Source organism: Microcoleus sp. BR0-C5, assembly GCF_036705045.1.
In the GTDB taxonomy this organism is placed as follows: domain Bacteria; phylum Cyanobacteriota; class Cyanobacteriia; order Cyanobacteriales; family Microcoleaceae; genus Microcoleus.
Map to the genome: position 1 here is coordinate 27,433 of NZ_JAUBTR010000016.1, position 23,809 is coordinate 51,241.

Annotated in this window: 25 protein-coding genes; 7 read left to right on the forward strand and 18 right to left on the reverse strand. The window is 45.3% G+C overall.

The window, feature by feature from the left end:
- Positions 1 to 45 precede the first annotated feature (45 nt).
- The 3 genes from QUB08_RS10330 to QUB08_RS10340 form a co-directional block, all read right to left on the reverse strand.
- A complete protein-coding gene (locus tag QUB08_RS10330) occupies positions 46 to 666 on the reverse strand; it encodes a Uma2 family endonuclease (RefSeq protein ID WP_333224659.1) in 621 nt (206 codons plus the stop codon).
- Between the two features lie 261 nt (positions 667 to 927).
- Positions 928 to 1,662 carry a hypothetical protein gene (locus QUB08_RS10335; protein WP_333224660.1) on the reverse strand — a complete coding sequence of 245 codons (735 nt, stop codon included), beginning with the start codon at positions 1,660 to 1,662 and terminating at the stop codon, positions 928 to 930.
- A gap of 240 nt (positions 1,663 to 1,902) precedes the next feature.
- Entirely contained in the window at positions 1,903 to 2,526 is a 624-nt protein-coding gene (locus QUB08_RS10340) for a DedA family protein (protein WP_333224661.1), read from the reverse strand.
- Between the two features lie 348 nt (positions 2,527 to 2,874).
- Between QUB08_RS10340 and QUB08_RS10345 the strand changes: the two genes are divergently transcribed.
- Positions 2,875 to 3,219 (forward strand): STAS domain-containing protein, encoded by a 345-nt coding sequence (locus QUB08_RS10345; RefSeq protein ID WP_333096247.1) that lies wholly within the window; start codon positions 2,875 to 2,877, stop codon positions 3,217 to 3,219.
- Between the two features lie 26 nt (positions 3,220 to 3,245).
- Here the strand turns inward: QUB08_RS10345 and QUB08_RS10350 are convergent, their stop codons facing one another.
- The 8 genes from QUB08_RS10350 to psbN form a co-directional block, all read right to left on the reverse strand.
- Positions 3,246 to 3,914, reverse strand: coding sequence for a hypothetical protein (locus QUB08_RS10350; protein ID WP_333224662.1), 669 nt, complete (start codon positions 3,912 to 3,914; stop codon positions 3,246 to 3,248).
- Complete coding sequence (locus QUB08_RS10355; RefSeq protein ID WP_333224663.1) at positions 3,907 to 4,461, reverse strand: Npun_F5560 family protein; 555 nt, start codon at positions 4,459 to 4,461, stop codon at positions 3,907 to 3,909. Before QUB08_RS10355 ends, QUB08_RS10350 begins: the two co-directional genes overlap by 8 nt.
- Positions 4,462 to 5,058: 597 nt before the next feature.
- Positions 5,059 to 5,670 (reverse strand): class II aldolase/adducin family protein, encoded by a 612-nt coding sequence (locus tag QUB08_RS10360; protein WP_333224664.1) that lies wholly within the window; start codon positions 5,668 to 5,670, stop codon positions 5,059 to 5,061.
- Positions 5,671 to 6,540: 870 nt separating this feature from the next.
- A complete protein-coding gene (locus QUB08_RS10365) occupies positions 6,541 to 7,464 on the reverse strand; it encodes a hypothetical protein (RefSeq protein ID WP_333104438.1) in 924 nt (307 codons plus the stop codon).
- Between the two features lie 634 nt (positions 7,465 to 8,098).
- Complete coding sequence (locus tag QUB08_RS10370) at positions 8,099 to 9,010, reverse strand: MBL fold metallo-hydrolase (protein ID WP_333224665.1); 912 nt, start codon at positions 9,008 to 9,010, stop codon at positions 8,099 to 8,101.
- Position 9,011: 1 nt separating this feature from the next.
- Complete coding sequence (gene aroC / locus QUB08_RS10375) at positions 9,012 to 10,112, reverse strand: chorismate synthase (protein WP_333224666.1); 1,101 nt, start codon at positions 10,110 to 10,112, stop codon at positions 9,012 to 9,014.
- A 50-nt stretch (positions 10,113 to 10,162) separates the two neighbouring features.
- On the reverse strand, positions 10,163 to 10,399 hold the full coding sequence (locus QUB08_RS10380) for a hypothetical protein (RefSeq protein WP_333224667.1): 237 nt from the start codon (positions 10,397 to 10,399) through the stop codon (positions 10,163 to 10,165).
- A complete protein-coding gene (gene psbN / locus QUB08_RS10385; RefSeq protein ID WP_190742515.1) occupies positions 10,380 to 10,511 on the reverse strand; it encodes a photosystem II reaction center protein PsbN in 132 nt (43 codons plus the stop codon). Before psbN ends, QUB08_RS10380 begins: the two co-directional genes overlap by 20 nt.
- Positions 10,512 to 10,723: 212 nt before the next feature.
- Between psbN and psbH the strand changes: the two genes are divergently transcribed.
- The 4 genes from psbH to QUB08_RS10405 all read left to right on the forward strand — a co-directional run bounded on the left by psbH (position 10,724) and on the right by QUB08_RS10405 (position 12,268).
- On the forward strand, positions 10,724 to 10,927 hold the full coding sequence (gene psbH / locus QUB08_RS10390; protein ID WP_015176007.1) for a photosystem II reaction center phosphoprotein PsbH: 204 nt from the start codon (positions 10,724 to 10,726) through the stop codon (positions 10,925 to 10,927).
- Between the two features lie 154 nt (positions 10,928 to 11,081).
- Entirely contained in the window at positions 11,082 to 11,342 is a 261-nt protein-coding gene (locus QUB08_RS10395; protein ID WP_333224668.1) for a TatA/E family twin arginine-targeting protein translocase, read from the forward strand.
- Positions 11,343 to 12,005 carry an aminoacyl-tRNA hydrolase gene (gene pth / locus QUB08_RS10400; RefSeq protein WP_332958584.1) on the forward strand — a complete coding sequence of 221 codons (663 nt, stop codon included), beginning with the start codon at positions 11,343 to 11,345 and terminating at the stop codon, positions 12,003 to 12,005.
- Positions 12,002 to 12,268: a DUF3146 family protein gene (locus QUB08_RS10405; protein WP_332958583.1), complete on the forward strand. Its 267-nt coding sequence runs from the start codon at positions 12,002 to 12,004 to the stop codon at positions 12,266 to 12,268. Before pth ends, QUB08_RS10405 begins: the two co-directional genes overlap by 4 nt.
- 268 nt (positions 12,269 to 12,536) lie before the next feature.
- Here QUB08_RS10405 and QUB08_RS10410 read toward each other — a convergent pair whose 3' ends face one another.
- Complete coding sequence (locus QUB08_RS10410; protein ID WP_333224669.1) at positions 12,537 to 12,845, reverse strand: S-layer protein; 309 nt, start codon at positions 12,843 to 12,845, stop codon at positions 12,537 to 12,539.
- A gap of 56 nt (positions 12,846 to 12,901) precedes the next feature.
- Between QUB08_RS10410 and QUB08_RS10415 the strand changes: the two genes are divergently transcribed.
- Entirely contained in the window at positions 12,902 to 14,737 is a 1,836-nt protein-coding gene (locus QUB08_RS10415) for a bifunctional serine/threonine-protein kinase/formylglycine-generating enzyme family protein (RefSeq protein ID WP_333224670.1), read from the forward strand.
- A 274-nt stretch (positions 14,738 to 15,011) separates the two neighbouring features.
- Here QUB08_RS10415 and QUB08_RS10420 read toward each other — a convergent pair whose 3' ends face one another.
- The 3 genes from QUB08_RS10420 to QUB08_RS10430 form a co-directional block, all read right to left on the reverse strand.
- Complete coding sequence (locus QUB08_RS10420; RefSeq protein ID WP_333224671.1) at positions 15,012 to 15,479, reverse strand: hypothetical protein; 468 nt, start codon at positions 15,477 to 15,479, stop codon at positions 15,012 to 15,014.
- On the reverse strand, positions 15,476 to 15,985 hold the full coding sequence (locus tag QUB08_RS10425) for a hypothetical protein (RefSeq protein WP_333224672.1): 510 nt from the start codon (positions 15,983 to 15,985) through the stop codon (positions 15,476 to 15,478). Before QUB08_RS10425 ends, QUB08_RS10420 begins: the two co-directional genes overlap by 4 nt.
- A 534-nt stretch (positions 15,986 to 16,519) precedes the next feature.
- Positions 16,520 to 17,347: a CPBP family intramembrane glutamic endopeptidase gene (locus tag QUB08_RS10430; protein WP_333224673.1), complete on the reverse strand. Its 828-nt coding sequence runs from the start codon at positions 17,345 to 17,347 to the stop codon at positions 16,520 to 16,522.
- A gap of 528 nt (positions 17,348 to 17,875) precedes the next feature.
- Between QUB08_RS10430 and QUB08_RS10435 the strand changes: the two genes are divergently transcribed.
- The gene (locus QUB08_RS10435; protein WP_333224674.1) at positions 17,876 to 19,327 is read left to right on the forward strand and encodes a GTP-binding protein; all 1,452 of its coding nucleotides are present in this window, start codon (positions 17,876 to 17,878) and stop codon (positions 19,325 to 19,327) included.
- A gap of 738 nt (positions 19,328 to 20,065) precedes the next feature.
- Here QUB08_RS10435 and QUB08_RS10440 read toward each other — a convergent pair.
- From QUB08_RS10440 to QUB08_RS10450, 3 genes are all read right to left on the reverse strand, one after another.
- Positions 20,066 to 20,962, reverse strand: a complete 897-nt coding sequence (locus QUB08_RS10440; RefSeq protein ID WP_333224675.1) for a type IV pilin-like G/H family protein — start codon at positions 20,960 to 20,962, stop codon at positions 20,066 to 20,068.
- Between the two features lie 523 nt (positions 20,963 to 21,485).
- Positions 21,486 to 22,172: a Uma2 family endonuclease gene (locus QUB08_RS10445; RefSeq protein WP_333224676.1), complete on the reverse strand. Its 687-nt coding sequence runs from the start codon at positions 22,170 to 22,172 to the stop codon at positions 21,486 to 21,488.
- Positions 22,173 to 22,384: 212 nt separating this feature from the next.
- Positions 22,385 to 23,587: an argininosuccinate synthase gene (locus QUB08_RS10450; RefSeq protein WP_333224677.1), complete on the reverse strand. Its 1,203-nt coding sequence runs from the start codon at positions 23,585 to 23,587 to the stop codon at positions 22,385 to 22,387.
- Positions 23,588 to 23,809 lie beyond the last annotated feature (222 nt).

Below are 23,809 nucleotides of genomic sequence, written 5' to 3' on the forward strand. Positions count from 1 at the left end.
ACGCGATTTCCAATCGCCCCGAAATTGGTGGTTTCAATATCACCCTCACTCCTCAGACTCAGACTCAAAATCCACGCGATCGTAAATATCACCCAACCGCATCTCAAACTCCACGCAACTCAATTTCAACACCGCATCAGCACCATCATACTCAGACAAAACCCACTTATTATCATCCGTCTTCACAAACTGTTCGACGTGCATCTCGTACTGATCGATCAAAACATACTCTCGAAAACTAGGAATAGAACGAAAAAGTTTAAACTTGCCACCCCTGTCATAATCCGCCGTCGATTCCGATAAAACCTCCGCTACCATCACCGCATTAGTAATCGTATCTTTCCTACCCTCAGCAAACTCCAATTTTCCCGCCACCAACATCACATCGGGATAAGTATAAACCCGCTTCGACGGTATCCACAAACGCAAATCATTTATAAATACTCGGTAGGGTTGTCCTTTTGTAGCAAAATTTAGTGTCCCGCTCAAATTAAGAGCTATTTGATTGTGATTTGGTGTTCCGCCTGTCATAGGAATTATCTTGCCATCCTGATATTCACTTTTAAATTCGGCCCCCTCTTCCAGCATTAAATAATCGGCGGGAGAGTAATAAATTTCAACTTTTCCCTCAACTACTTCTGCTCGGATTTCTGTTGATGTTGTCATAGTACATCCTCGGACGATCGTACTTACAATTATATCGCATATGACCTGTGTATGTAGTACCTATAATCTGATGGCAAGTAAGGTGCGTCGCCATCTATAATCTGCAAGTTATATCGAAAATCTCGCAGCGACGCACCCTACGAATTAACTACTCCGACCAAAGAAACCGGGTTTTTTTCCGAATCTGCGTCCTACAACGAAGTATTTCGTAAAAAACCCGGTTTCTGAGCCACCATGCGTAAGTCAAATCGAAACTACCGCTCACAAATCCTCATCTTTTGTTTCAATCACCTCTCCCTCAAACTCAAAACCCCGCTCCATACCATCAAAATACTTGTCAAAATTAGGCTTGATCCACAGCACCGCTTCCCCGTGTCCCAACTCCACAGCTTTATCAATTACTTCCTTCCAATCTCTCAAAGAAAATCCCGCCGCTTCCACCGCTTGCAAACAATCCCAAACCACCTTTGGTACGGATACCGGCGACACCGCATACCTCAACAATTCCTCTGCACCATCGGGCGAAATAATCGCATTATTCTCAACCCAAATCATACCCACATCCTCTTCCCTTTCCCCTTGCCAATTCACCTCACCGCTCAAAACATAACCCCAAGGTTCGATAAAATTTTCAATCAGATACTGCAACCATTCGACATAATCATAAAACTTTTCTACGCCGCTCCACTGAATCCCCCCGCCGTCAGCAGTCGGAATCCACTGACACCACAAACCGGGCTGAGTCTTTGGCGGGCGGTTGTAATCTACGATCGACAATTCCGACTCTTCATCCCACTTTTCATTAACAAAATAGCAGCCTTCTTCGCCCAAAGGCAAACCCACCGCCATTCTCGCCGCATCGGCAACATCTTGCAAAATCTCAGAATTTCGCTTCATCCGCCTCGTCCGAGAAAACTCCAATAAGTAAAGAGTTTCGCTGTCCAATAACCGCTTATTTAAATGAAATATTCCGTTAAAAATTGTAGTGTATCCCATATTTAAATCCTTGAATAACTAATGTAGTCTTGGACAAACGGGTGGTCAGAAACCGGGTTTTTTACGAAAAATATTCGTTTTCATCCACAGATTAGGTAAAAAACCCGGTTTCTTTAATCTTAATGTGTAAGTCCTGAATTTTATATCCCTATTTTGCACGATACCAAAAATAAGGACACAACATTGTTGTGTCCCTACTTTGCGCGGTAAATTAGATAAAGACACAACATTGTTGTGTCCTTACTTAATCTTGTCCAAATTCCGAGACTCCAACCAAATAGGAATTGCAATCCAAGCAACTGCTAACAGCAAAGCAAATACCGCAAATTGAGCAGCCCAAGCTACCAACTTCTCTAAAGACACAACTTGTCCCAAGAAGTAGGATAAACTCACCATTACAGATGCCCAGCTTGCAGCACCCAGAACATTGAACAGCGAAAATTTCCAAAAAGGCATTTCTGCAATACCCGCTAGGGGGCTGGCAAAAATTCGCAGCAGTGCGATGAAACGGCCCAAAAATACGGCTTTAGCTGCATTTTTGCTAAACTGTTCTTTTAAATCAAACAGTTGTTCTTCTCGAAAGCGGAAAAATTGTCCCAGCTTCAGCAGCAGTGGCCAGCCGCCATACCTGCCGATCGCATAACCAAAATTTCCCCCCAATGTAGCACCCGCGATCGCACTGCCGAGCACAAACCAGTAATTCAGTTCCCCGCTGCCAGCTAAAAACCCGCCAGCAATCGTAATTGTCTCGCCTGGAAGAGGAACTCCCAGATTTTCCAGCAAAATTCCCAGAAATACTGCCCAGTAGCCGTAATCACGCGCAAACTGCTGAATAGTCTCTAACGATAAAAACTCAAAAGACATTCGATACTGCCTTCGTAAACTTTTGCAAAGCTCAATACATTTATATATTGGCTCGATTCAGCCAATAGTGCAATCTTTCGCTGTGATGAAAAACACACTGTTGTCGCGATCGCTGGGCTAACTAAAAATTAGCCTTTCAGGCATACTAGAGGAATAGAGAATTGTTGCGGTTGCGTTCCGCGCGATCGCCAGCCAGTTTCCTACTAAATTTATCACGACGGCTCTCCCCACGGATTCCCACAAGGGCGATCGCCAATCCTAAAACATACGCTGAAATCCCCTGAGTCTCTCAAGAGAGTCAGCAACTAAACTAACTTATTCATACTTTACGATCGTAGGATAACTGCTATGGAATTTCCCAACTTCAACCAACCCATCGTCCTTCAACCTCACAACTGCCTCGACTCCCAAGCCGGCAGCCTCCTCCAGCAACAGCTAGCCGAGATTGTGCCCGATCGCCACAAACTCTGGGTAATAGACATGGCCGCCGTAGATTTCATCGACAGTTCCGGGATCTGCGCCTTAGTCGGCGGACTCAACGCCGCCCGCCACCGGGGATGCCGCCTCGTCATCTGCAACCTCTCAGCCACAGTCAAGCTAATTTTTGAAATTACTCAACTCGACCAACTCTTTGAAATCTTCGACAGTTTCGAGCAAGTTATCTCCACTGAAACTCCGGCTTTAGTGGCTTGATTAAAAATAGCTGCCCAGTTCAAATCTCAAGTTTCCAAGAGGCTTCCAGCAACCGCAGAGCTAATTTCTATATCATAAATAGGTTTATTTGTCAAGCAATACCAATGACAAACAAATAAATCCGGCACTTGAACGCCGACAGAAGCGATCGCAGGTGCAGCCGGAAAAGGCCAAAGTCGATCGAAACAAATCCTTTCCCCTACGAACCCGAACTGCATCAAATAAGTCGCCGGCGGCGCATTTAAAAGATTCAGCAAGCGGTAAGCCAACTCATACAACTGCTGTCGCCAAACATCTGACAAATGCACCGGTTGAGAGTAACTCAACTCGCCAGACTGCTTAGAAGGTTCCCCACCGATCGCCTCAGCATACAGTGGGCCCTTTGCAGTCAACACCACAGGCAGCCAAAAATTGCCACCGCCGACGGGAAAAAGCAACTCCTGGGACACTCGATCGCGCGCTGCGGAAACATTGCTACAAAATCGAAACACATCTTGAGCCGGAAAAACCAGATTTTCTGGCACATCCAGCGTCAAAGGACTAAAGATCGCCCCACCCGGAGCGATCGCGCCAGAATGGAGTTCAGAAACCCCACAGATATTGACTTCAGTTAAAGGATCAGATTGAGCGATCGCCGCCTTGAGACTTGTGGCCGGATCGTTCTCACCACCCGCCACAATCAAAACCTTAGACATTGCCAAAGCTCGGCATTTGAATTCCCCGATCGTCCTCAGCATCGACGCTCGGCAGATCCAGGCCCTTAGCCTTGCGGCTCCGCACAGCGAGACGGTAAGTTACGCTTTGCAACTCAGTGTGCAACTGACGGTTTTCCTTTTGCAATTGCTCCAACTTTTCCTTAATCGGATCGAGCCGCTCGGCAAACTTCTGGCGGTAAACCCCCGGCAATTCCTGCACTACCTGTTCTAGCATCCGAGAGCGATCCGTCAATTCTTGTACCGACTGCCGCAGTTGGTAAACCTCAGCATCCCGTTCGGCGATTTGTTCCTGATAAAAACCCACCTGTTCTTCAACAGCTTGGAGTTGTTCCCGCATTGCCTGCATTTGAGCTTGGTGGCGATCGGAAACTTCCGGCGCGGGCACAAAATTAGAATTGCCCTTCACCAGCCGGAAAAGTTCTTGAGACAACTGCTGCACCAATTGGTCGCGCATTTGCAGCTCTTCGGTGAGACGAGATACCTCTGATTGCAATTCTTTTGAGCTTACAAGTTTAGTTTGATTCATAAAAATGCTCGGTAAGTGGGAAACTCAGAGGCTTTAGCCCTGAGAGGTAAACGACACGGGCGGTTTCAATACATTCGACGGAGTTTATCCTGAGCGAAGCCGAAGGGCGAGCGTGACCACAGCCTTGAATCCGCTTTCCCCTCCGGCGAGGGGTAGAGGGGTATAATTACCCCTCTGTGGAGATATGGTTATCTCCGGCTCCCTTTCGGGGTAATGTTCGCTTCGCCAATGTTATAAGAGCTTGTTAAGCTTGCAGCACTGCCTCAGTGACCTTAAGGCTGTTTAACTACAAGCGACAGATCGGAAAACTAGCGTCGCATTCAAGGAGTGTCGTGACCCAAATAACGTAGACCTCTCAAGTCTTAGGCTGGTCAGTACAGCTTGCTCAATCAGTCGCGACCAAGCTCAGTCCCTTTAGGGCTGGGTTACTGACAATGACTCTCAGCTTTTACGATTAGATCTAGTATATATCTGCTATTTAGAATATCTTTCCATTACCACAGAGGCAAGAGGCACTTGGCAATTTTTGAGCTGGTTGCGAGAGTTTGATGCTCGATCTTTACCACAACCCAGGCGATGGATCAACCGTTCGAGAGATCAACGCTCAACTCCAATCTCATTAATCGCAGCAGAAAGCACTTTGCCAGCTTCGTCCACGGTGTTGCCAAAACAGATAATGCCGTCCTCGTGACCTGCCATGGCCAGCATTTTGCGATCGGCCAAATTCTCCTCCTCAAAAAGTCTAAAAATTTCTAAGGCCATCTGGGGAGTGCCGTAAGGTATTTCTTTTCTAGTAGTAGGAATCTTAAACAGCAGTTGCTGCCATAGCTTAGGATTGTGGACATGAATTATCCCGCCCACGTCCTCTCTCTGAAGGTACAGGGCCCCGTGAGTCAGGGACTCCGACGAAGCTTGTACGGGGCCCCGGCAGCCGAGGAAATTTTTTTCTAAGTTAAATTCGGTAACAGTACAGTATGATTCTGGTCCCAGAGTATTCAAGTGTGCAGTCTGGGTTCCCGAAATCACGAATTGGCAAGAATTACCGAGTCTGACGCTGACGTTGCCAAACCCTATGCCATTTTCGTAGACGCCAATTAATCCCCAAGCGTGGAGCCGATCGCGCCAGTCCATCAAATCTGCTATGTTGGTGGCAGCTACAGGGCCTGCCTCTTTCCAATCACAGCGGTACTTAACGACTCCTTCATCCATTTTTTTTTCCGATCAGACAGGACTCTGACACGAAAGACATTGCCGAAGCTGAGACTTAATCATCGAAGTTGTCAAGAAGTTGTCAAACAGCTTTTTTTGCCTGCTGCCTTATGTCTCGGTGCATAAGTGCCTTAACTAATCTACATTCCAGTGTCGCCGTAATTAGCTACCGACATTAGCAAAAAGTAAGCTAAGAAAGAAGAACCAATTATTCCCAAAATCATGATTTAGCCTCTAGGTGATTACAAAAGTTCAATATGAAGATGTACGCTTTCAGTCGGGGAGTTTAATTCCAGGCTTTTGCCCGATCAAGTTTCTGATGTGAAACTACATAACATCCCTAAATCGCTTATTGTTCTATACTACAGCATTTATACTGAGTTTATCTCTACCTTAATAAATATTTAAGGATAAAGTACCCATTAATCCGGTAACTTCGGTAAAAAGCAACCGTACATTTACTGATTTTTTTATCATTATACATATAATGAAGCAAAAAGCAAGCGGAACACAAAAAATATTTTTTAGCCTGTCTGGGACGAACTGGCACAATCTTCGGGTGCTCTAGGTTAGTCAACACCTCTATCGATCGAGCAATTTTTAGCTCCGGGGCATCTTACAAGCTAAGAAACCCGGTTGAGGTTAATATCATGTCGGGTCAAATCACCGCCACGCCAGCTCGCGTCGGCGGGTTGACCCAAATCTGTAGTAGTAGTATAAGTTATAGAGCCCGTATACCCGCGCCTACCTAGAGGGGGATAGTCGATCGACCGAACCTGATATAAGTCCTATTAAGAAAAAAACCAGCCGATCGAGCTGTCAGGGCCCGATCGGCTAAATTTTTCTGTAAAGCGCGATCGCCCCAGCCCTTTAAATGTGGAAGTGATACAAGATGCTGCCGTCGTCTTTAATTTCGCAATTGGCATTAAAGACTTCAGCTTGTTGGTTCAAAAAACGCTGAGCCACATCCGGCGACAGCCGCGTTTCCATCGCAAACCGCACCAGAGTTATTTCGCCCCGGCCTTCTTTGATCAGTCGGTACAAAGCACTTTGGAGCCTTTCGCTCTCTTCTCGCTGAAAAGCTGCTTTGTACCTCCAATCCGCCACCGAAGGAATCAAACCGCGGCTGACCAAAATTGCCAACAGCAAGCCAATTCCCAAAATCAGAGGCACTGTCGGATCGCTCGTAGGCGTCGCCACAATTTGCGGCACTGTAGCGGCGGCCAAACTGCTAACCATTTCTTTTTCCGACGCTTGCGTATCCGCCATTGCAAGCTGAGTTTTGTTGTAAAAGTCTTGCTGAAGCTTCATTTGCTGCAACAGGCGAGCGCGCTCTCTTTCGTATTGGTCGAGTTTTTGCTGAGCTTGTTTCAGGTCTTGAGTGACTTGTGCCAAGCGTTGGTTGAGGGACTGATTGACTGATTGCCACCGATATCTGTTAATCAGGCGGCTTTTTTCAACCATGCCCTTCATCAACATATCCGCCGTTTGGATTGCTTGCTGCTGATCGAGCGAGCGATACCCAACCACAATTTCTAGGGGTTGTTCCGGCTTAGAAATTTTGACACTAGCATTTTGTCGAACTTGCTGGGGCGACAGCTTCACTGCATCTGCCACTGCTTTGACAACATTATCTGCTAGGAGAACCTCCGGGGTGAGTTGCTCTCCCTGCTTGAGAATTGTCGTGCCCGTGGTCGAAAATTTGACTGGCGGATTATTAGAAGTGAGAGTGCCTTGAGCCATGAATCCGGGGGGCGGGGCGAGGCGGTAGGCTAGGGCGCCTGAAATACCCATAATTACAGCAAAACTGCCTAGGGCAATCCATCTGTATTGATTTGCTGAAGATCTAAAACGTAAATTTCCCATTTTGATAGTCAAGTCATAACATTCGCTTGCCGCAGCTACTGCCAAACGCCAGAGCGATCGTTTGTTTCTGGTTAGTCAAATTGACTGCTGAAAATTTTCTCAGTTTGTACCTAAAAGCTATTAGCTTTTGAGATTTGTCAATATTCATGAGCCCAAAAAACCGATCGCGCTTTTATTTGATCCGAGCTATAACTTCAGTTTTTGTCCTTAATAATTAATCTGTAACAAGGCTTCTGGAAGTCTACTGGCCTCAGACTAGCACTCAGGCGTGCGAGATCCTCGCCTCCCCGTGTTTGTTGACATTCAAAACTGTCTCCTTTTCACCCTTGGCAATCCTCCAATTATCTTACGTCTTGGCGTCTTGCGGACGCGGTTGAAGAATAAAAAAAACCTTAAATACTGTGCCTAAAAACTTAACAAGCAAGAATTATACCATGCAGTTAAGAGTTTGCTGCATATTAAAAAAAATTGTGGATCGGGGCGCGAGACCTGATCCACATATTCACATAACAATTATGGTTCGATCGGTTGATGGTTCGATCGAGCTCACAAGGGCGAATGTTCAGAAGCCGATCGGCAAAATCAGACCCTCGCGGGCCATGACAGCCTTCGGAAAAGCGATTTTCACATCTTCGGCGATGCGATCGAGAAAATCGTCAGTATGAGCCGGATCATGGTGAAAAATCACCACTCGTTTCACCCGCGCCTCCTTAGCCATTCTCACCGCTTCCTGCCACGTCGAGTGTCCCCAACCCACCTTCGGAGACTTGGGGTTGTGATATTCCTCGTCTGTGTACATCGCGTCGTAAATCAGCACGTCAGCGTCGAGGGCTAAATTGTAGACATTCTCATCTAGCCGATCGGGAAAATGTTCAGTATCCGAACAATAAACAACTGATCGTCCCTCCCAAGTCACCCGATATCCCATAGCAGTATTGGGGTGATTCAGAGAACCCGTCCTAATCTCAATATCGTCCAGCATCATCGTCTGGTTGTGATTGAGTTCGTAGAAATTCAAATCTGCCTGCAAACCCATCAGCGGTATCGGCGAATTCGAGTGGAGCACCCGTTCTACGAAGTGCCTTTTCATGCAATCTCCATCCGGCGGAGTCGCCCCGTAAATATCAAAGCTATTGCCGCGGATGAAAGCTGGGGCGAACAGCGGGAACCCTTGAATGTGATCCCAGTGATAGTGAGTAAAAAACATATAAGCTTGCACAGGCATTTCTTGCACCAACTGGTCTCCCAGCATCCGCAAGCCTGTTCCGCCGTCAAAAATCAAGCGTTTGCCAGCGACTCGCATTTCCAAACAAGAAGTATTGCCGCCGTAGCGAACAGTTTCCTGTCCGGGTGTCGGAACACTGCCCCGCACGCCCCAGAACTGTACTACAAAATCATCTATACCTTTTATTGATTCGGAGGGTTGAGGGCAATCAAGGGGAGTTGCCGCTACAGAGGACAAGCTGATTTCCATTTTAAAATTCAGGCTTTAAGGTTCCACATTGTCCGTGATGGCGCAGCAGATGGTCGCACAACACTAAAGCTACCATTGCTTCCACCATTGGCACAGCTCTTGGCAAAACGCAAGGGTCGTGCCGTCCCTTGGCAGCCAGCAGGGTTTCTTCGCCCTCTCGGGTAACTGTACGCTGCTGCTGGCGAATTGTCGCAGTCGGCTTGAATGCCGCCCGCAAAATGATATTTTCGCCGTTAGCAATGCCACCCTGAATTCCGCCAGAGCGATTCGTCACTGTACGAATTACACCCTTATCATCAGTATAGTATTCATCATTATGTTCGCTGCCCTTGAGCAGAGTCCCGGCAAACCCGGAACCAATTTCAAAGCCTTTGCTGGCGGGCAAGGACATGATGGCTTTGGCCAAGTCGGCTTCGAGTTTGTCGAATACGGGCATTCCCAGACCTTTGGGTACATTGCGGGCGACGCATTCGACTACACCGCCGATCGAATCTCCACTGTCGCGAACTTTTTCTATCAGTTCAATCATTCTTTCGGCACATTCAGCATCGGGACAGCGGACGATGTTGCTTTCTACTTGTTCTAAGGTAACAGTGTCGGGGTCGGCGACACATTCTAAGTCTTTGATGCGTTTGACGTAGCCGACTATTTCGACTCCTGCTGCTTGTTGGAGAATTTTTTTAGCGATCGCCCCTGCTGCTACTCTACCAATTGTTTCCCTCGCAGACGATCGACCTCCGCCTTGCCAGTTACGAATTCCGTACTTGGCATCGTAGGTAGCATCCGCGTGGGAAGGGCGGTAAGTTGTCGCCATTTCGCCGTAATCTTGGGGGCGAGTGTCTTGATTGCGGACTAAAATTGCGATCGGCGTTCCCAAAGTTTTGCCTTCAAACACCCCGGACAGAATTTCGCAGGTATCTGCTTCTTTGCGGGGCGTAGTAATTTTGCTTTGGCCAGGGCGGCGGCGATCGAGTTCGGCTTGAATTTCCGATGCGTCGATCGACACCAGGGGCGGGCAACCGTCAATTACTACTCCCACACCGCCGCCGTGAGATTCCCCAAATGTCGATATCCGAAATAAATGCCCAAAGGTATTGCCCATTATGCTTTGCCCTGAAACTTGATAATTTTTAGCTTAAATGGAATAGAGATTTACTGTATTTCTGAAAAATATACCATTGACGAGTAGGCGACAGGCGATCGCCCCACAGCATCACTTCCTTCCCAGTATAAAAATATCTCCGAGGGAGATGGGGAGAGGGAGATGGCGAGAGAGGGAGATAAAAAAATATTCCTTCTTCCTTCTTCCTTCTTCCTTCTTCCTTCTTCCTTCTTCCTTCTTCCTTCTTCCTTCTTCCTTCTTCCTTCTTTAGTCTTCGTGTTCTTCAAAAGGATCTCTCAATTCCTTAGCGGGAGGGCCGAAAGCCGTGTAGATCGAGAATCCGGTGATTGCCACCAGACACACGCCGAGAGAAATGCCGAGAACTGCTGCGGGTTCCATATTTGTGATCGATTATGAGTGCTCCACTCTATAATATTACAAAAAATAACAATCCGTCTGAAAGTCTCGTGATTTTAGGCGCTGTACGGTATGGCAGCCAACCCCCACTCCCCGTTTTGCGAGTCCCCCGGCAGCATTTCTGAGAAATTGCGATCGCAATTAGCGGTAGAAATATGTCAAACTTTTCTGTAGAGATTCATTGCAGGTGACTTATGGCACAACGGACTTGGTTAGGAGATATACTCAAACCCCTTAACTCGGAATACGGCAAGGTAGCCCCCGGCTGGGGAACCACGCTATTGATGAGCGTGTTCATTGGACTGTTTTTCGTGTTCTTGTTGATTATTTTGCAAATCTACAACTCTTCTCTGATTCTGGAGAGTGTGGATATGGATTGGTCGAGTCTCGGCCGCTAAAAATTGATCACAAAACAGTAAGGCTAAAAGTAAAAGCTGAGGGTTAAGGAGAAAGGGTAAAAGCTAAGTTTTCCCGTTTTTCCTTACCCTTTCCGATTACTTTGGGCATCATAAATAAACAAAAAGTAACTAAACAAATTGCAGGAGAAAAACCATGAATATTTTTGGCATAGGTTTGCCCGAAATGGCCGTTATTTTTACGATCGCCCTATTGGTATTCGGCCCGAAAAAATTACCAGAAATCGGTCGGAGTATGGGGAAGGCAATTCGGGGCTTTCAAGACGCTTCGCGGGATTTTGAGTCGGAGTTCACGCGGGAAGCTAAGCAGTTAGAAGAAGCAGTAGCAACTAGCAGCAAACCGGAAACTGAAAAACTCGCGGCGGCTACTCCCAAGGAAGATAGCGCAGACAGTTAAATGAACAACACTCAGAAGTCGGAAACACCAGCGGAGTTAGTGATTCCCCAGCTAATAGTTGGGTTGGGAAATCCAGAACCTAAGTACGATCGCACCCGACACAACATAGGCTTTAATGCTGTCGATGCCTTGGCTAAATCTTGGCAGATTTCCCTGTCTGAAAATCGCAAATTTCAAGGCATATTTGGCGAGGGAAACCGGCCGCGGGGACAGAAAATTCGCTTGCTGAAACCGCTTACTTACATGAATCTGTCGGGTCAATCGATTCGGGCAGCGACGGATTGGTACAAAATACCTGCGGAGTCCGTATTAATAGTATACGATGATATGGATTTGCCGATCGGGAAATTGAGAATGCGGCTTGCCGGTTCCGCTGGTGGACACAACGGCATGAAATCGACAATTTCTCATTTGGGTACAGACAAATTTCCCCGCTTGCGGATTGGCATCGGCAAACCTCAAAACGATGCTGCTAAAAATGAGAAAGATACGATTTCCTTCGTGTTAGGAAAATTTTCCTCAGAGGAAAGTCAGTTAGTAGAGAAAGTGCTTAAACTGGTTGTAGAAGCTGTGGAACTGAGTCTCCACCAAGGAGTAGAAAAAGCCATGAGCCTTTACAATAGTCGCACAATTGCAGAAACAAACGCGGAAACAAAAAGGTGAGTTCGAGACGTTTGCCTGAAACAACTGCATATGTCCGGGTTACTGGCCAATCTTGGCAAAAAGGCACGATTGAGGGTGAAGTGACTGCCGGCAATTTTGAGTGGCAGTTTCAGTGGCGTTTTACGTCCGAAAAAACACTGATACTTGAGCCTTCTCAGGGTAGGGCATTGATTCAGGAACCGCTGCACCGCTTTCTGGAAAAATGGGATTATCAGCTTGAACCGGGCGGGGATTATTCGTTTACGGTTCGGGCTGAGTTTTAATAGTCAGAAACCGGGTTTTTCACGAAAGACTGCGTTACAAAACCGTAAAATTCTGAAAAACCCGGTTTCTTTGGCCTGGAAACACCTTGAGTCAGAAACCGGGTTTTTACGAACATACGGCACTGCAACACGCTAAAACTCTCAAAAACCCGGTTTCTTTGGCCTTGACGCTACGAACTAAGAAACCGGGTTTTTCGGAGATTTATTGTTTTCAACAAGTATTTTCGTAAAAAACCCGGTTTCTGGGCCCCGATGCAATGCGGGATGGTCAATTTGTTTGTGGTGATTCCAACTCTTGAATTAAAGCAGGCGCCGTCGCTTCTCGGTAAGCGCCGCAATAATACATCGTCAAAACTGCTTTGTAAGCCCAGTGATTTGATGGTACATCGGTAAAAGGATTTGGGAGAGTTTCAGCCCGATTCTGCACGCAAGCATTGAGGATTTGTTCGCGGGTTTGCTGGACTTGAACTAAAGAGTTATTTTGCTTTGGTTGTGCAGGAATTTCTGCTTGTGCGGGAGATGAGCAACAGGCACTAACTAGCAGTATAATTGTGGAAACGATTCTGATTTTAAGCATCTTATTAGTTTTTGTGCAACAATATATTCTAACTTCCACTGCATTCCCTGAAAACTATGCTGGGTCGTACCCTTCGCAATCATTATCAAATTATCAAATTCTTGGGGAAAGGCGGTTTTGGCCATACCTACCTAGCCAAAGATTTAGACTTACCCGGACATCCCCAGTGCGTTGTCAAACATCTTAAACCGCAAAACGCTGACCCTGACCTTTTACTAATTGCCAGACGCTTATTCGACGCAGAAGCCCAAACTCTGTATAAATTGGGTAGTCTACACAACCAAATCCCCAAGCTTTCCGCGCACTTTGAGGAAAATGGGGAATTTTATTTGGTGCAAGATTTTATCGCCGGACATGACCTTACAAAAGAACTGATTCCAGGTAAAAAATTAAGCGAATCATATACTATTACATTATTGCACAATATCTTAGAAGTTTTAGCCATTGTTCATCAGCAAAAGGTAATTCATCGCGATCTGAAACCTGATAACTTAATGCGCCGTCAAGATGGTAAAATTATCTTGATTGACTTTGGGGCTGTTAAGGAAATTAGTACAATAGTTGTGAATGCTCAAAAGCAAACTAGCTTAACTATTGCAATTGGTACTCCCGGTTATATGCCGAGCGAACAAGCGAAGGGCAAACCTAGATTTGCCAGTGATATTCATGCAGTGGGTATGATTGGAATTCAATCATTGACTGGTGAACATCCTTTTAACTTACGAGAAGATACGCAAACAGGAGAGGTAATTTGGCGAAATCAGGCTCAAGTTAGCAATAATTTAGCAAATATTTTAGATAAAATGGTGCGCGACAATTTCAGTCAGCGTTATCAAAATGCAGATGAAGCATTGCAAGCAATTTTATCTTTGTTGTCGCCTCTCCCACCGCCACCACTGCCACCGCCACCACTGCCACCGACACCAACACCACCGACAAGGCGAGGTTTTTTACAATTAGTCGGTTTTGCGGGAGTAGGACTTGTCGGTGCAGTTGTGACTAAAAGTTTGCTGAATAACTCCTCAAATTCCCTAAAAACAGTTCAATTTGAAACGGTGACAGTGAATTCAAAGGGGGAAATCACCAAGCGCAGCCAAAGTCAAGCACAGGTTTTTACAGAAACTATCGCCAAGGATATTACTTTAGAGATGATGGCAATTCCTGGCGGCAGTTTCGTCATGGGCTCCCCCAATACCGAAGCAAAGCGAGAGAATAATGAAGGGCCGCAGCATACGGTTAATGTACCTCCATTTTTAATGGGGAAATATGAGGTGACTCAGGCTCAATGGCGCGCTGTGGCAGCTTTACCGAAAGTCAAGATTGACCTCAAGGCTAATCCTTCTTATTTTAAAGGTGATGATTTGCCTGTTGAGCAAGTATCTTGGCATGAGGCTATAGAATTTTGTGCGAGGTTATCTCAACTCACTGGACGCAATTATAGACTTCCTAGCGAGGCGGAATGGGAATATGCTTGTCGGGCTGGTACGACTACACCTTTTTATTTTGGGGAGACTATTACCCCGGATTTAGTTAATTATAACGGGAATTCTTCCTACGGTTCTGCACCGAAGGGAATCTATCGCGCAAAAACAACTGCTGTGGGTAGTTTTCCGCCTAATGCCTTTGGACTTGATGATATGCACGGGAATGTCTGGGAATGGTGTCAAGATGTTTGGCACGATAATTATAACGGTGCGCCGGCTGATGGTAGTGCTTGGGAAAGTGGTGGAGATAGCAAAAACCGAGTGCTGCGTGGTAGTTCGTGGTACAACCATGCGGTCTATTGCCGTTCTGTATTTCGCAGCTATAACTCTGCGGGCCTCTCGGGCTTGTACGGGGGTTTTCGCGTAGCGGTGGCTTTGGCTCTCCCTTCCTCCCTGTCTTCTCTGTGAGGACTCTTCTTTGCTCTTTTGCTCTTTTTCCCTTTACTCTTTTTTCTTTTTCACTTTTTTTGTCGCCTCTGGCGACTCGATTTATTTTTTGGCACTCCTGGATGCACTCCCGACAAAGAAACCGGGTTTTTTACTTAATCTGTGGAGTACAGCGAAGGATATCGTCAAAAAACCCGGTTTCTGGCCACCTGTGCGTAAGTCGTGTTTGGGAAAATCACTGTCACTGTGTCAATGCTTTCTGTAGAGACAAGTCTGCTGAAATAGTCGGGTTTATTTACGGAGGAGTTGGTGCTGATTTAGGATGGGTTCCCGCGTAATAAACAAGCACCTTGCGTTTGTGTTCATCAGGTACATAAAATACTCTGTCTGAACTTGTTACTTCATATTCCCACGCACCTTGATAAAGTTTGCCTTTTAACGGAAAAACTCTCCTCGGTTTTCTCACCATCGGGCTAGTACATAAATCTTGATAGCAGCGACGAGCATTTTCAGGTGCACGTAACAATAAAGCTTCCCAATCCCGGTTAACCCGTCGGTTTTTCGCTACTACTAACCAGGGCGATTCAGGCAATTGCGCGATAATTTCGGCTGCATTTTCTTGAGTAGATAGGGATGTTCGGGGTGCTGTAAGTGCTTCTTCAGGCGGGATTACCAACTCGGAAAGCACGGGTACAGGTGCGGAAAGTTCTTCAGAGGAAACCCCGCTTGCTGAATCGTCTGGAGTGGGTGGAGTGTGCGTCATACCTGAGTCGATTCAGTAGTGCTTTCTATTTGAGGTGGTGTCAGCAAAACTTCGTCAATTTCATCGCTGAAAGCTGCTGCGAGTTCCGGGCTAGAAATTGCTTTAGCGCTTTCATGCCATTCATGAATTACAATCTCAATCTGATTCCACGCGCCAGATTCCGACTCAGCCAGTCGGTAAGCTTTTTCTAATTCAGCAATCAATTCGCTGAGTTCATCTGAGTCAAATACTGTTAGCCAGTGATAGGGATTTTCTGAACTAATCGCTTCTCCCAATCGCAGCCGGTAAGCAGCGGCAGTCACTTCAAATACAGTCAAAGAAAGCGTCGCAGCTTTGACCCACAGCGTCATCTCTTCCCGGCGCAGTAAAGCAAAATGCTGGTCATTGCGAGTGATAGTGACAGGGTGATCCATAGCCAAATCTAGAACTCGATTCGGTTGCTGGTTCAATTCTGTTGCGGTAATTAATTCATCGCCGTAAACAAAGCGCGAAGATTCACTTAGCATGGTTTTTGCGTCTCTATGAATTCAGTATAACACAATTAACATCAATAATAAATGATTTGGGTTAGCGATAGCAAGCCTGATGCACTTAAAGAGCTATTCTGATAAGTTAAAGTTAGTGGTAAGTAAGGCAATGTACTTAATGCACCCAGTTGCGGATCGATTTCAGTAAACGTAAAGCTGACTTTATCAACCATGTTTTACTGCTTTTTTATCTGATAATGCGTTTGCTAAAACAGCAGCAAATTCAAAAAATTTGTAGGAGTTGTTGCTAGATAGTTTGCTGTGATTTTCTAGGAAATTATGTCTGATTATTGGAGTAATTTCGATAGGATAAAATGCCGTAGTAAAAGTTTGTCAGCGTGAGGCAAATGCTTCAGGTGTGCTAGAAGTTCAGCAAGCTGCATAAAAATTTCCCACGGTTGGTTGTAGAGTAGAGGAATCGGCGGTTGAAACCGCGTCTATACAAACGATGTCCCTCTCTAAGAGACTAAAGAATAAAGGGTAAAAATTTGGGAAGAAGGACTAAAGTCCTGACTAGGAACCTTTTGAACGTTCGGACATCTGCCGCATTCCTACAGCCAATACACTCAAAAACAATAGCCCGATCGCCCCAGCCAACGGATTGCCATTAACTCCAGTCACCCAATCCGGGACAGAGCCAGAATATCGCACTAACTGCCCGATGTTAATTATATAGTATCCCCAGACTAAACCTGCATGAAGCCCGATCGACAAACCGAGGCGATTTTGGCGCGATCTTTTTCCCCAAACCAGAATCAAACCCAGCAACAACAACCCCGGAAACTGCGGCCAACTCCCCAGCATTGCCGCGACAGGTTTGATAAAATGAGATAGGGCAAACACCAGGCTATTCGCCCACAGAGATATTCTATAATTGTAATCCCGCTGCAACTCGTCCAGCAACCAACCCCGGAATACCAACTCCTCCGCAAAACCGACTCCAAGGGCGCTTAACAGCCCTTCTGCGATGATTCTCGGCAAATTATCAGAATTTTGCCACGCGACTAAGCCGAACAGCCCTTGCACCGCAAATAAGCTGAAAGTAAGCAAAAGCCCGATCGCCAATCCGATTAAAAGCTCAAAACCGTTTTTTCGCGTATTGATTAACCCGTAGCTTTTGAGTAATTGGGTTTGTCCGTAAACCTGTTTTCCCCAGCGCGGCACTAGGAACAGAAACTCAGTAAACAACAATCCCATTGTCAGAATAGTTGCTAGGTTACTATCTTTAACTAAAAGATAAATTGGTGCTGCTAGCGGCAGCCAAATTGCTAGCAAGATTAATAGGAAAATTATTACGCGTAAAAGAAATGGATAACTGGCTATTTTTAGAGGGTTAATCATTGTTGTAAATGAGTTGAAATTGGGTAAATCGGCTTATTGGTCTGTCGGACTGTCCGACAGGGGTTAAAAACCCCTGTCTCATAGCGAAAGTCCTCTCAAAGAGGACTGAAATTTATCACAATCTAATTTAGGTTGGCAGTCGGTTTTAACTCACATCTTGCACCATTCTCAATTACTTGTTTAGGAACAGGCATCTTGCCTGTTCCACAAGAAGACTCATTCTTTGTGGAACGGGCATCTTGCCCGTTCTTGACAATGGTGCAAGATATCAGTTTTAACCGACTTTTGCTATAAGACGGGGATTTAAATCCCCGGCGGGCTTGCGGGTGAATGCGAGAACTTTTGGCTGAGTCAGGCTTGAGTAAATCCGAGAGTTATAATTTGGTAAATCCGAGAGTTATAATTTGGTAAACCCGAGAGTTAGAGTTGGATAAATCCGAGAGAATGTACAAAGCAGACGGAAAAAGCTAGAATGGCATCGTATCGGTTGAAATTTTAAGTTAAGCAAAGCTATAACATCAGGTGACAATGACTGAAGCCTCGGATTTTTCAAATGTCGATCGCGAATTAGATGACACAATTTTAAGCTTCGCAGACATTCAGGCAGAACTCAACCTGCGCCACGCTAAAGATGCTCTGCGAGATATAGTAGAAAATCTCGATTTGACAGTTCAAGAGCGAACTGGACTGGAACCGGAAATTGGCGGGTTGGAGAAAATGCTCGACAAGCTAGAGCGCGCTTGCGTGCAAATAGCTGTGTTTGGGATGGTGGGAAGGGGAAAATCTTCGGTTTTGAACGCGCTGCTAGGTCAAAATGTCTTTGAAACTGGCCCAACTCACGGGGTGACTCGCACCACGACTATCGGCCAGTGGGATGTCGGAGAGGGAATTGATGAGAATTTGCCCGATAGACTTTCGCCAGTTATTTACCGTTTGTCGCAAGTAGAATTAATCGACACTCCGGGAATAGATGAAGTTGACGGCGAAACTCGCGAACTTTTAGCCCGCCGCGTTGCTCAACAAGCAGATTTGATTTTGTTTGTAGTTGCTGGCGACATTACAAAGGTAGAATACGCAGCACTTTCGCAGTTGCGGGAAGCCGGAAAACCGATGTTATTAGTGTTTAATAAAATTGACCAGTATCCTGATGCAGACAGGCTGGCAATTTATCATAAAATTCGAGACGATCGCGTAAGAGAATTGTTGTCTCCAGATGAAATTGTGATGGCGGCGGCTTCCCCTTTGACGGCGAGGGCGGTGCGCCGCCCCGACGGAAGTATGGGCGTGCAAATGACTCGCAGTTTGCCACAAGTGCAAGATTTAAAATTAAAGATTTTGGAGATTTTAGACCGAGAAGGCAAATCTTTGGTCGCGCTGAATACGATGCTCTGTGCGGGGGATATTAACGAGCAGTTGGTGCAGCGAAAAATGGAGATTCGAGATGACGCGGCTAATCGAATTATCTGGAACGGGGTAATGACTAAAGCGGTGGCGATCGCACTTAATCCAATTACTGTAGTTGATATTCTTAGCGGTGCGGTAATTGATGTGGTGATGATATTAACTTTATCTAAAGTTTACGGCATTGCGATGACGGAAGCGGGCGCGGTGGAATTGCTGCAAAAGATTGCGATTAGTATGGGGGGAATTACTGCGGGCGAATTGTTGGCTAATTTTGGTTTGAGCTCGTTGAAAGGATTGTTGGGTTTAGCGACGCCGGCGACGGGGGGTTTGGCTTTAGGGCCTTATTTGTCTGTGGCGGTGACGCAAGCTGCGATCGCGGGGGTTTCTTCCTACGGTATCGGTCAAGTTACTAAGGCTTATTTGGCGAATGGTGCTTCTTGGGGAGATGATGGGCCAAAGGCTGTGGTGAGCAAGATTTTGTCTTCTTTGGATGAGGATTCTATTTTAAATCGGATTAAGGAGGAGTTGCGGGCTAAGTTGGATTTGGGAAGTGTGGAAAAACAGCAATCTCATTGATTAGACTTATTGCATAAATTTTTGATTGATAGGAAAACCGCAGATAAACGGAGATAAATGCAGATAATTTCACCAATCCTGGACGCAACTGGTACCTTAACAAAGGTATGTTATTGCCAAGAGAGCGCTCTTTCATATATCTTAGGATAGTGAATTAAATAATTTGCATAAGCCTGTGGGATGAGCGAGACGCCCATCCCCTCTGGACGGGCTTTCTGGCCCATCCCACAAGAACAATCACGCATTGCAGGTTATTTAATTCTCATTCCGGCGTTGCTAATTGACGATATGAATTAAGTTCCGCGCCAAGGCTTAAAGGCGGTCATACTATATCTTCGGTAAAGAGTGAAAAATGTGAATTCATACTGAAGTTCAGCAATGCCGTTTTTGTTTTAACTCAGAAGCACAAGTAAAAATTGCCGAAACGATCGATCGCACTTCCACCCTCTTCATCCCCAACACTCAACTGCGACTGACAACACCCGCCGGCAGACAAAACCACAAAGCTCAATTTCTCGTCTTCCACCAAGGCAAATTAGGCATTCTTGAGGTTGACGGGCCCGAAGATGCAGCACAAGATGAAGCGGTAGATATTCTGGCGATAAATTCTGGCATCTGTCTTGTCAAACATTACGACGCTACCCGATGCAGCGAACAACCGGATCTGGTTGTACAGGAGTTTTTGGAAATATTGAGTCAGGAATAGGTATCAAAGCGCGATCGCCCTTTAGCCTGCACTCAGTTAATTTGAGAATAACCAAGAGGACATTGTAGCTCATCTTTAGAGTTGGCAACAATCGGTAATCCTGGAAGATATTTTGAAGGTTGATTGCTTTCACAAAATAGAGAAGATGTAGACTTACTGTCAGTCTTGTTAACCAAAAAAACTATTCCTGTATAGTTTTTCAATCCATCTCTCTTTGCTAAACCAATTGACTGCACAAAACGCCCATCGTTGCTCAAAACAATACTATATGAATAACCTGCCGTCTCTGATTTTATACCTAATCCCAATTCTTGCAAAATAGATGTAAAACGTGCATTTTCAGCATAAAAAGCTTGTTGTCCTCTATTTATAGACGAGACATATTGTTTTCCTTCCGACTGTCTAGCCTGGTTGCGTTCTTTAAAATTAATTACTTTCACATTCTCAGGCAGTGTCGTTTGTTCAGATACTTTCCGAAAAAGTCTTGCATTAGAATCAAAAGAAGTAGGTCTAGATGCTCGAATATTATTTAAGATTAAACGCAACTTACCATCAGCAGTGAAATCGAAAATTGTCCTGCCAGTAACTTGACCTCCTACTAATATATCCAAATTTTTTGGTTGAGGATTTACGTCAATCTGATATTCCATTTGTTTAGCAACAGTAGGCGTATTCCAAACAAATAAGTTCCCTTCATTAGTAAAAATTAATGTTACAGAATCACCTGGAGTTTGTGTTTGCCATTGACCTATCAATTGTTTGGTAACAGACTGATTACCAGTAGCCCAAAAAGTTGAATTTGAAGAATTTTCAGGATTTCGCGCTCTCCAGAATGCAAAGCAAGCTATGGCTAATACTACTATCCATCCTGGACTAATAAAAACTCTTTTCAAAGGTGAAATTTCAGGTCTTTTTTGAGGGGGAGTCATAGTAATTACTTTTGGGTAGTTAGAGCATAAATTGACAATTAAATAGAAATTTAAGCATTAACTAAGGAGCTGATATCGTAAGATTATACTTGCTCTCTCTTTCCAGGAACCCCATAACAACAATATTGTGACCAACACTCAAATTTCTTTTGATGATTGCGAGCTTATCTTTAAAAGGCGATCGATCCCTCTTCTATTCTACCATTAAGAATACGAGTCCCACTTTGCTCTTCATAAAGCTCACTTTCCGCACCCTCCACTTTCACTATCGGTTTTTACGTAATGAACTCAACCAATTTAGTCATTTTTTATACACCTAATTCTTGCATACTCCCAAACTTCCTAGTGTGACACTTTAGGGTGCAGAATGTATCTATTAACTCGTTTTCAGACCGATCATTTACTTATTCAGAAAATCTTAAGTAGGTTCAGCTTCCTGTGAGTCTTGAAAACTCGCGTAAGAATACCGATTCATAGAATTTTTTTTGGTAATTGTAGCTTCAGCTATTTTATTATACCACAATCACTCAGTTTTTAAGCTAGCAATCTGTTGAGCAAACCAGATAGCTGCACTGCCATTTGTTTCTGCATTCAGACGTTCCAAAGTTTGATTCAATAAAGAAATTGGCAGCCCAGACAGTGCTAGAGAAGTCTCGCATTCCTGATACTTGCCGTTTGACTGCAACCCAAATGCGAAAACTCGCAAACCTTTAACATCAATTACCCAATATTCAGGAATCCCCAAATCGGCATAGAGATATTTTTTCTCATCTAAATCAATTGTTAAAGTAGTGTCTGAAATTTCGCCAACTAAATCGGGTACTCGCCACTGTTCTAAATTAATATAACGCCGTTCTCCTGTTTGCCAAGTTGGGTATTCGCTACCCAGGTAAAGCATTAAATCTGGCGATGCAGCTTGCTTTTTAGGTTTTTCTAGCAAGCAGCCGCCCAGGGAACTGTATATCTGTTCTGGTACTTGACTAAACCAGATATAAAACAAAACTGTGAACAAGTTATTGATGCTGGCGTGATTGATTCCTTCTTTTCCCATGTCAATGACCAAGAGCCGATCGCAATTAAAGAACAATCCGATGTTATCATTTTGGGAATCGTCGCGAACAACCAGGTAGTCTTCCCAAGTGGCCGTTGTCCATTGAGATGAAGTTGCTGTAATATTCGTTTGGATAACTGTCGCAATTGAACCTGTCATGGCAGTTTCTAAGATTTTTAAACTATTTTATCCCTACTTTAACAAATAAGGTGGGCATTGCCCACCTTAGTCTTAGTTTCGCGTTGCACGGACTTTAGTTGTCACGAACGCAGGTCGAGGCCAGAAACCGGGTTTCTCTCAAAAATCTTTGCTTTCTCAACCAGAGATAGGAAGAAACCCGGTTTATGAGCGTCCATAACTGTTAACAAGTTCTAACCCCGATTCTTCTCCGACCAAATGCGGGTCGGTAGTCCCCAAACATAGACAAATCCTTCGGCAGCTTTGTGATCGAATTCGTCCTCTGCGCCGTAGGTTGCTAAGTCGAAACTGTACAGAGAATTGTCTGATTTGCGGCCGACAATAGTCGCATTTCCTTTGAACAGTTTGAGCCGCACGGTTCCAGTTACTCGCTTTTGCGTGTCCTGAATAAATGCGTCTAAAGCTGTTTTCAAAGGATTGTACCAAAGACCGTTATAAATCATTTGGCTGTAGGTTTCTTCGATGCCTCGCTTGTACCGCGTTACATCTGCTGTCAACGTCAAGCTTTCTAAGTCTCGGTGCGCGTGCATCAAAACTAAAATCGCTGGTGTTTCGTAAATTTCCCGCGATTTAATCCCGACGAGGCGGTTTTCAATCATGTCAATCCGGCCGACTCCGTGGTTTCCAACTATTTCGTTGAGTTGGGTAATTAAGGCGACTGGTGATAAATTTGTGCCGTTTAAACTGACAGGATTTCCGCAATCGAAACCGATTTCTAGGTATTCGGGTGTGTCGGGAGTTTGTTCGATCGCCTTTGTCATCAAATACACCTCTTCCGGCGGTTCCGCCCAAGGATCTTCTAGGATTCCGGCTTCAATTGCCATTCCTAATAAGTTGCGATCGATACTGTAAGGCGAAGACTTTTTCACGGGCGACGGAATACCGCATTTCTCGCCGTATGCGATCGTTTCCTCGCGGCTCATTTTCCACTCCCGCGCTGGTGCTAAGATTTTAATCTTGGGGTTGAGCGCGCCGATCGACACATCGAACCGCACCTGATCGTTTCCTTTGCCGGTGCAACCGTGGGCGATCGCATCTGCACCGTATTTTTCCGCCGCTTCTACTAACAATTTAGCAATCAGCGGGCGAGCGAGGGCAGTCGAAAGGGGATAACGGTTTTCGTAAAGTGCGTTAGCTTGAATCGCTGGAAACGCATAGTCTTTGACAAATTCTTCGGTAGCATCAATAACTAAAGATTCCGAAGCACCGGATGCTAAAGCTTTTTTGCGGATCGGTTCTAATTCGTCTCCCTGTCCCAAATCCGCGGCCAGAGTAATTACTTCTTCAACACCCCACTCGTTTTTGAGGTAAGGAATGCAGACGGAGGTATCGACTCCGCCGGAATATGCTAGGACAACTTTTTTAGCGCGACTCATTGCTATTTACATCCTGAATTTAACTGACATCTTGCACCCTTGTCACTAAGCTTTTCAGGGCGGGCTTTCCGGCCCAACCCCTACTCCCCACAAAAAAATATCATTTTTGTGGAACAGGCATCTTGCCTGTTCTGGAGAATGGTGTAAGATGCCTGCCCCACAATAAAATTTAATTTTTGTGGAACAGGCATCTTGCCTGTTCTGGAGAATGGTGCAAGATGT

Excerpts from the sequence above, each read along its gene's own strand:
- QUB08_RS10330 (WP_333224659.1), bottom strand. The coding sequence starts at position 666 with ATGACAACATCAACAGAAATCCGAGCAGAAGTAGTTGAGGGAAAAGTT.
- QUB08_RS10335 (WP_333224660.1), bottom strand. The coding sequence starts at position 1,662 with ATGGGATACACTACAATTTTTAACGGAATATTTCATTTAAATAAGCGG.
- QUB08_RS10340 (WP_333224661.1), bottom strand. The coding sequence starts at position 2,526 with ATGTCTTTTGAGTTTTTATCGTTAGAGACTATTCAGCAGTTTGCGCGT.
- QUB08_RS10345 (WP_333096247.1), top strand. The coding sequence starts at position 2,875 with ATGGAATTTCCCAACTTCAACCAACCCATCGTCCTTCAACCTCACAAC.
- QUB08_RS10350 (WP_333224662.1), bottom strand. The coding sequence starts at position 3,914 with ATGTCTAAGGTTTTGATTGTGGCGGGTGGTGAGAACGATCCGGCCACA.
- QUB08_RS10355 (WP_333224663.1), bottom strand. The coding sequence starts at position 4,461 with ATGAATCAAACTAAACTTGTAAGCTCAAAAGAATTGCAATCAGAGGTA.
- QUB08_RS10360 (WP_333224664.1), bottom strand. The coding sequence starts at position 5,670 with ATGGATGAAGGAGTCGTTAAGTACCGCTGTGATTGGAAAGAGGCAGGC.
- QUB08_RS10365 (WP_333104438.1), bottom strand. The coding sequence starts at position 7,464 with ATGGGTATTTCAGGCGCCCTAGCCTACCGCCTCGCCCCGCCCCCCGGA.
- QUB08_RS10370 (WP_333224665.1), bottom strand. The coding sequence starts at position 9,010 with ATGGAAATCAGCTTGTCCTCTGTAGCGGCAACTCCCCTTGATTGCCCT.
- aroC (WP_333224666.1), bottom strand. The coding sequence starts at position 10,112 with ATGGGCAATACCTTTGGGCATTTATTTCGGATATCGACATTTGGGGAA.
- psbN (WP_190742515.1), bottom strand. The coding sequence starts at position 10,511 with ATGGAACCCGCAGCAGTTCTCGGCATTTCTCTCGGCGTGTGTCTGGTG.
- psbH (WP_015176007.1), top strand. The coding sequence starts at position 10,724 with ATGGCACAACGGACTTGGTTAGGAGATATACTCAAACCCCTTAACTCG.
- QUB08_RS10395 (WP_333224668.1), top strand. The coding sequence starts at position 11,082 with ATGAATATTTTTGGCATAGGTTTGCCCGAAATGGCCGTTATTTTTACG.
- pth (WP_332958584.1), top strand. The coding sequence starts at position 11,343 with ATGAACAACACTCAGAAGTCGGAAACACCAGCGGAGTTAGTGATTCCC.
- QUB08_RS10410 (WP_333224669.1), bottom strand. The coding sequence starts at position 12,845 with ATGCTTAAAATCAGAATCGTTTCCACAATTATACTGCTAGTTAGTGCC.
- QUB08_RS10415 (WP_333224670.1), top strand. The coding sequence starts at position 12,902 with ATGCTGGGTCGTACCCTTCGCAATCATTATCAAATTATCAAATTCTTG.
- QUB08_RS10420 (WP_333224671.1), bottom strand. The coding sequence starts at position 15,479 with ATGACGCACACTCCACCCACTCCAGACGATTCAGCAAGCGGGGTTTCC.
- QUB08_RS10425 (WP_333224672.1), bottom strand. The coding sequence starts at position 15,985 with ATGCTAAGTGAATCTTCGCGCTTTGTTTACGGCGATGAATTAATTACC.
- QUB08_RS10430 (WP_333224673.1), bottom strand. The coding sequence starts at position 17,347 with ATGATTAACCCTCTAAAAATAGCCAGTTATCCATTTCTTTTACGCGTA.
- QUB08_RS10435 (WP_333224674.1), top strand. The coding sequence starts at position 17,876 with ATGACTGAAGCCTCGGATTTTTCAAATGTCGATCGCGAATTAGATGAC.
- QUB08_RS10440 (WP_333224675.1), bottom strand. The coding sequence starts at position 20,962 with ATGACTCCCCCTCAAAAAAGACCTGAAATTTCACCTTTGAAAAGAGTT.
- QUB08_RS10445 (WP_333224676.1), bottom strand. The coding sequence starts at position 22,172 with ATGACAGGTTCAATTGCGACAGTTATCCAAACGAATATTACAGCAACT.
- QUB08_RS10450 (WP_333224677.1), bottom strand. The coding sequence starts at position 23,587 with ATGAGTCGCGCTAAAAAAGTTGTCCTAGCATATTCCGGCGGAGTCGAT.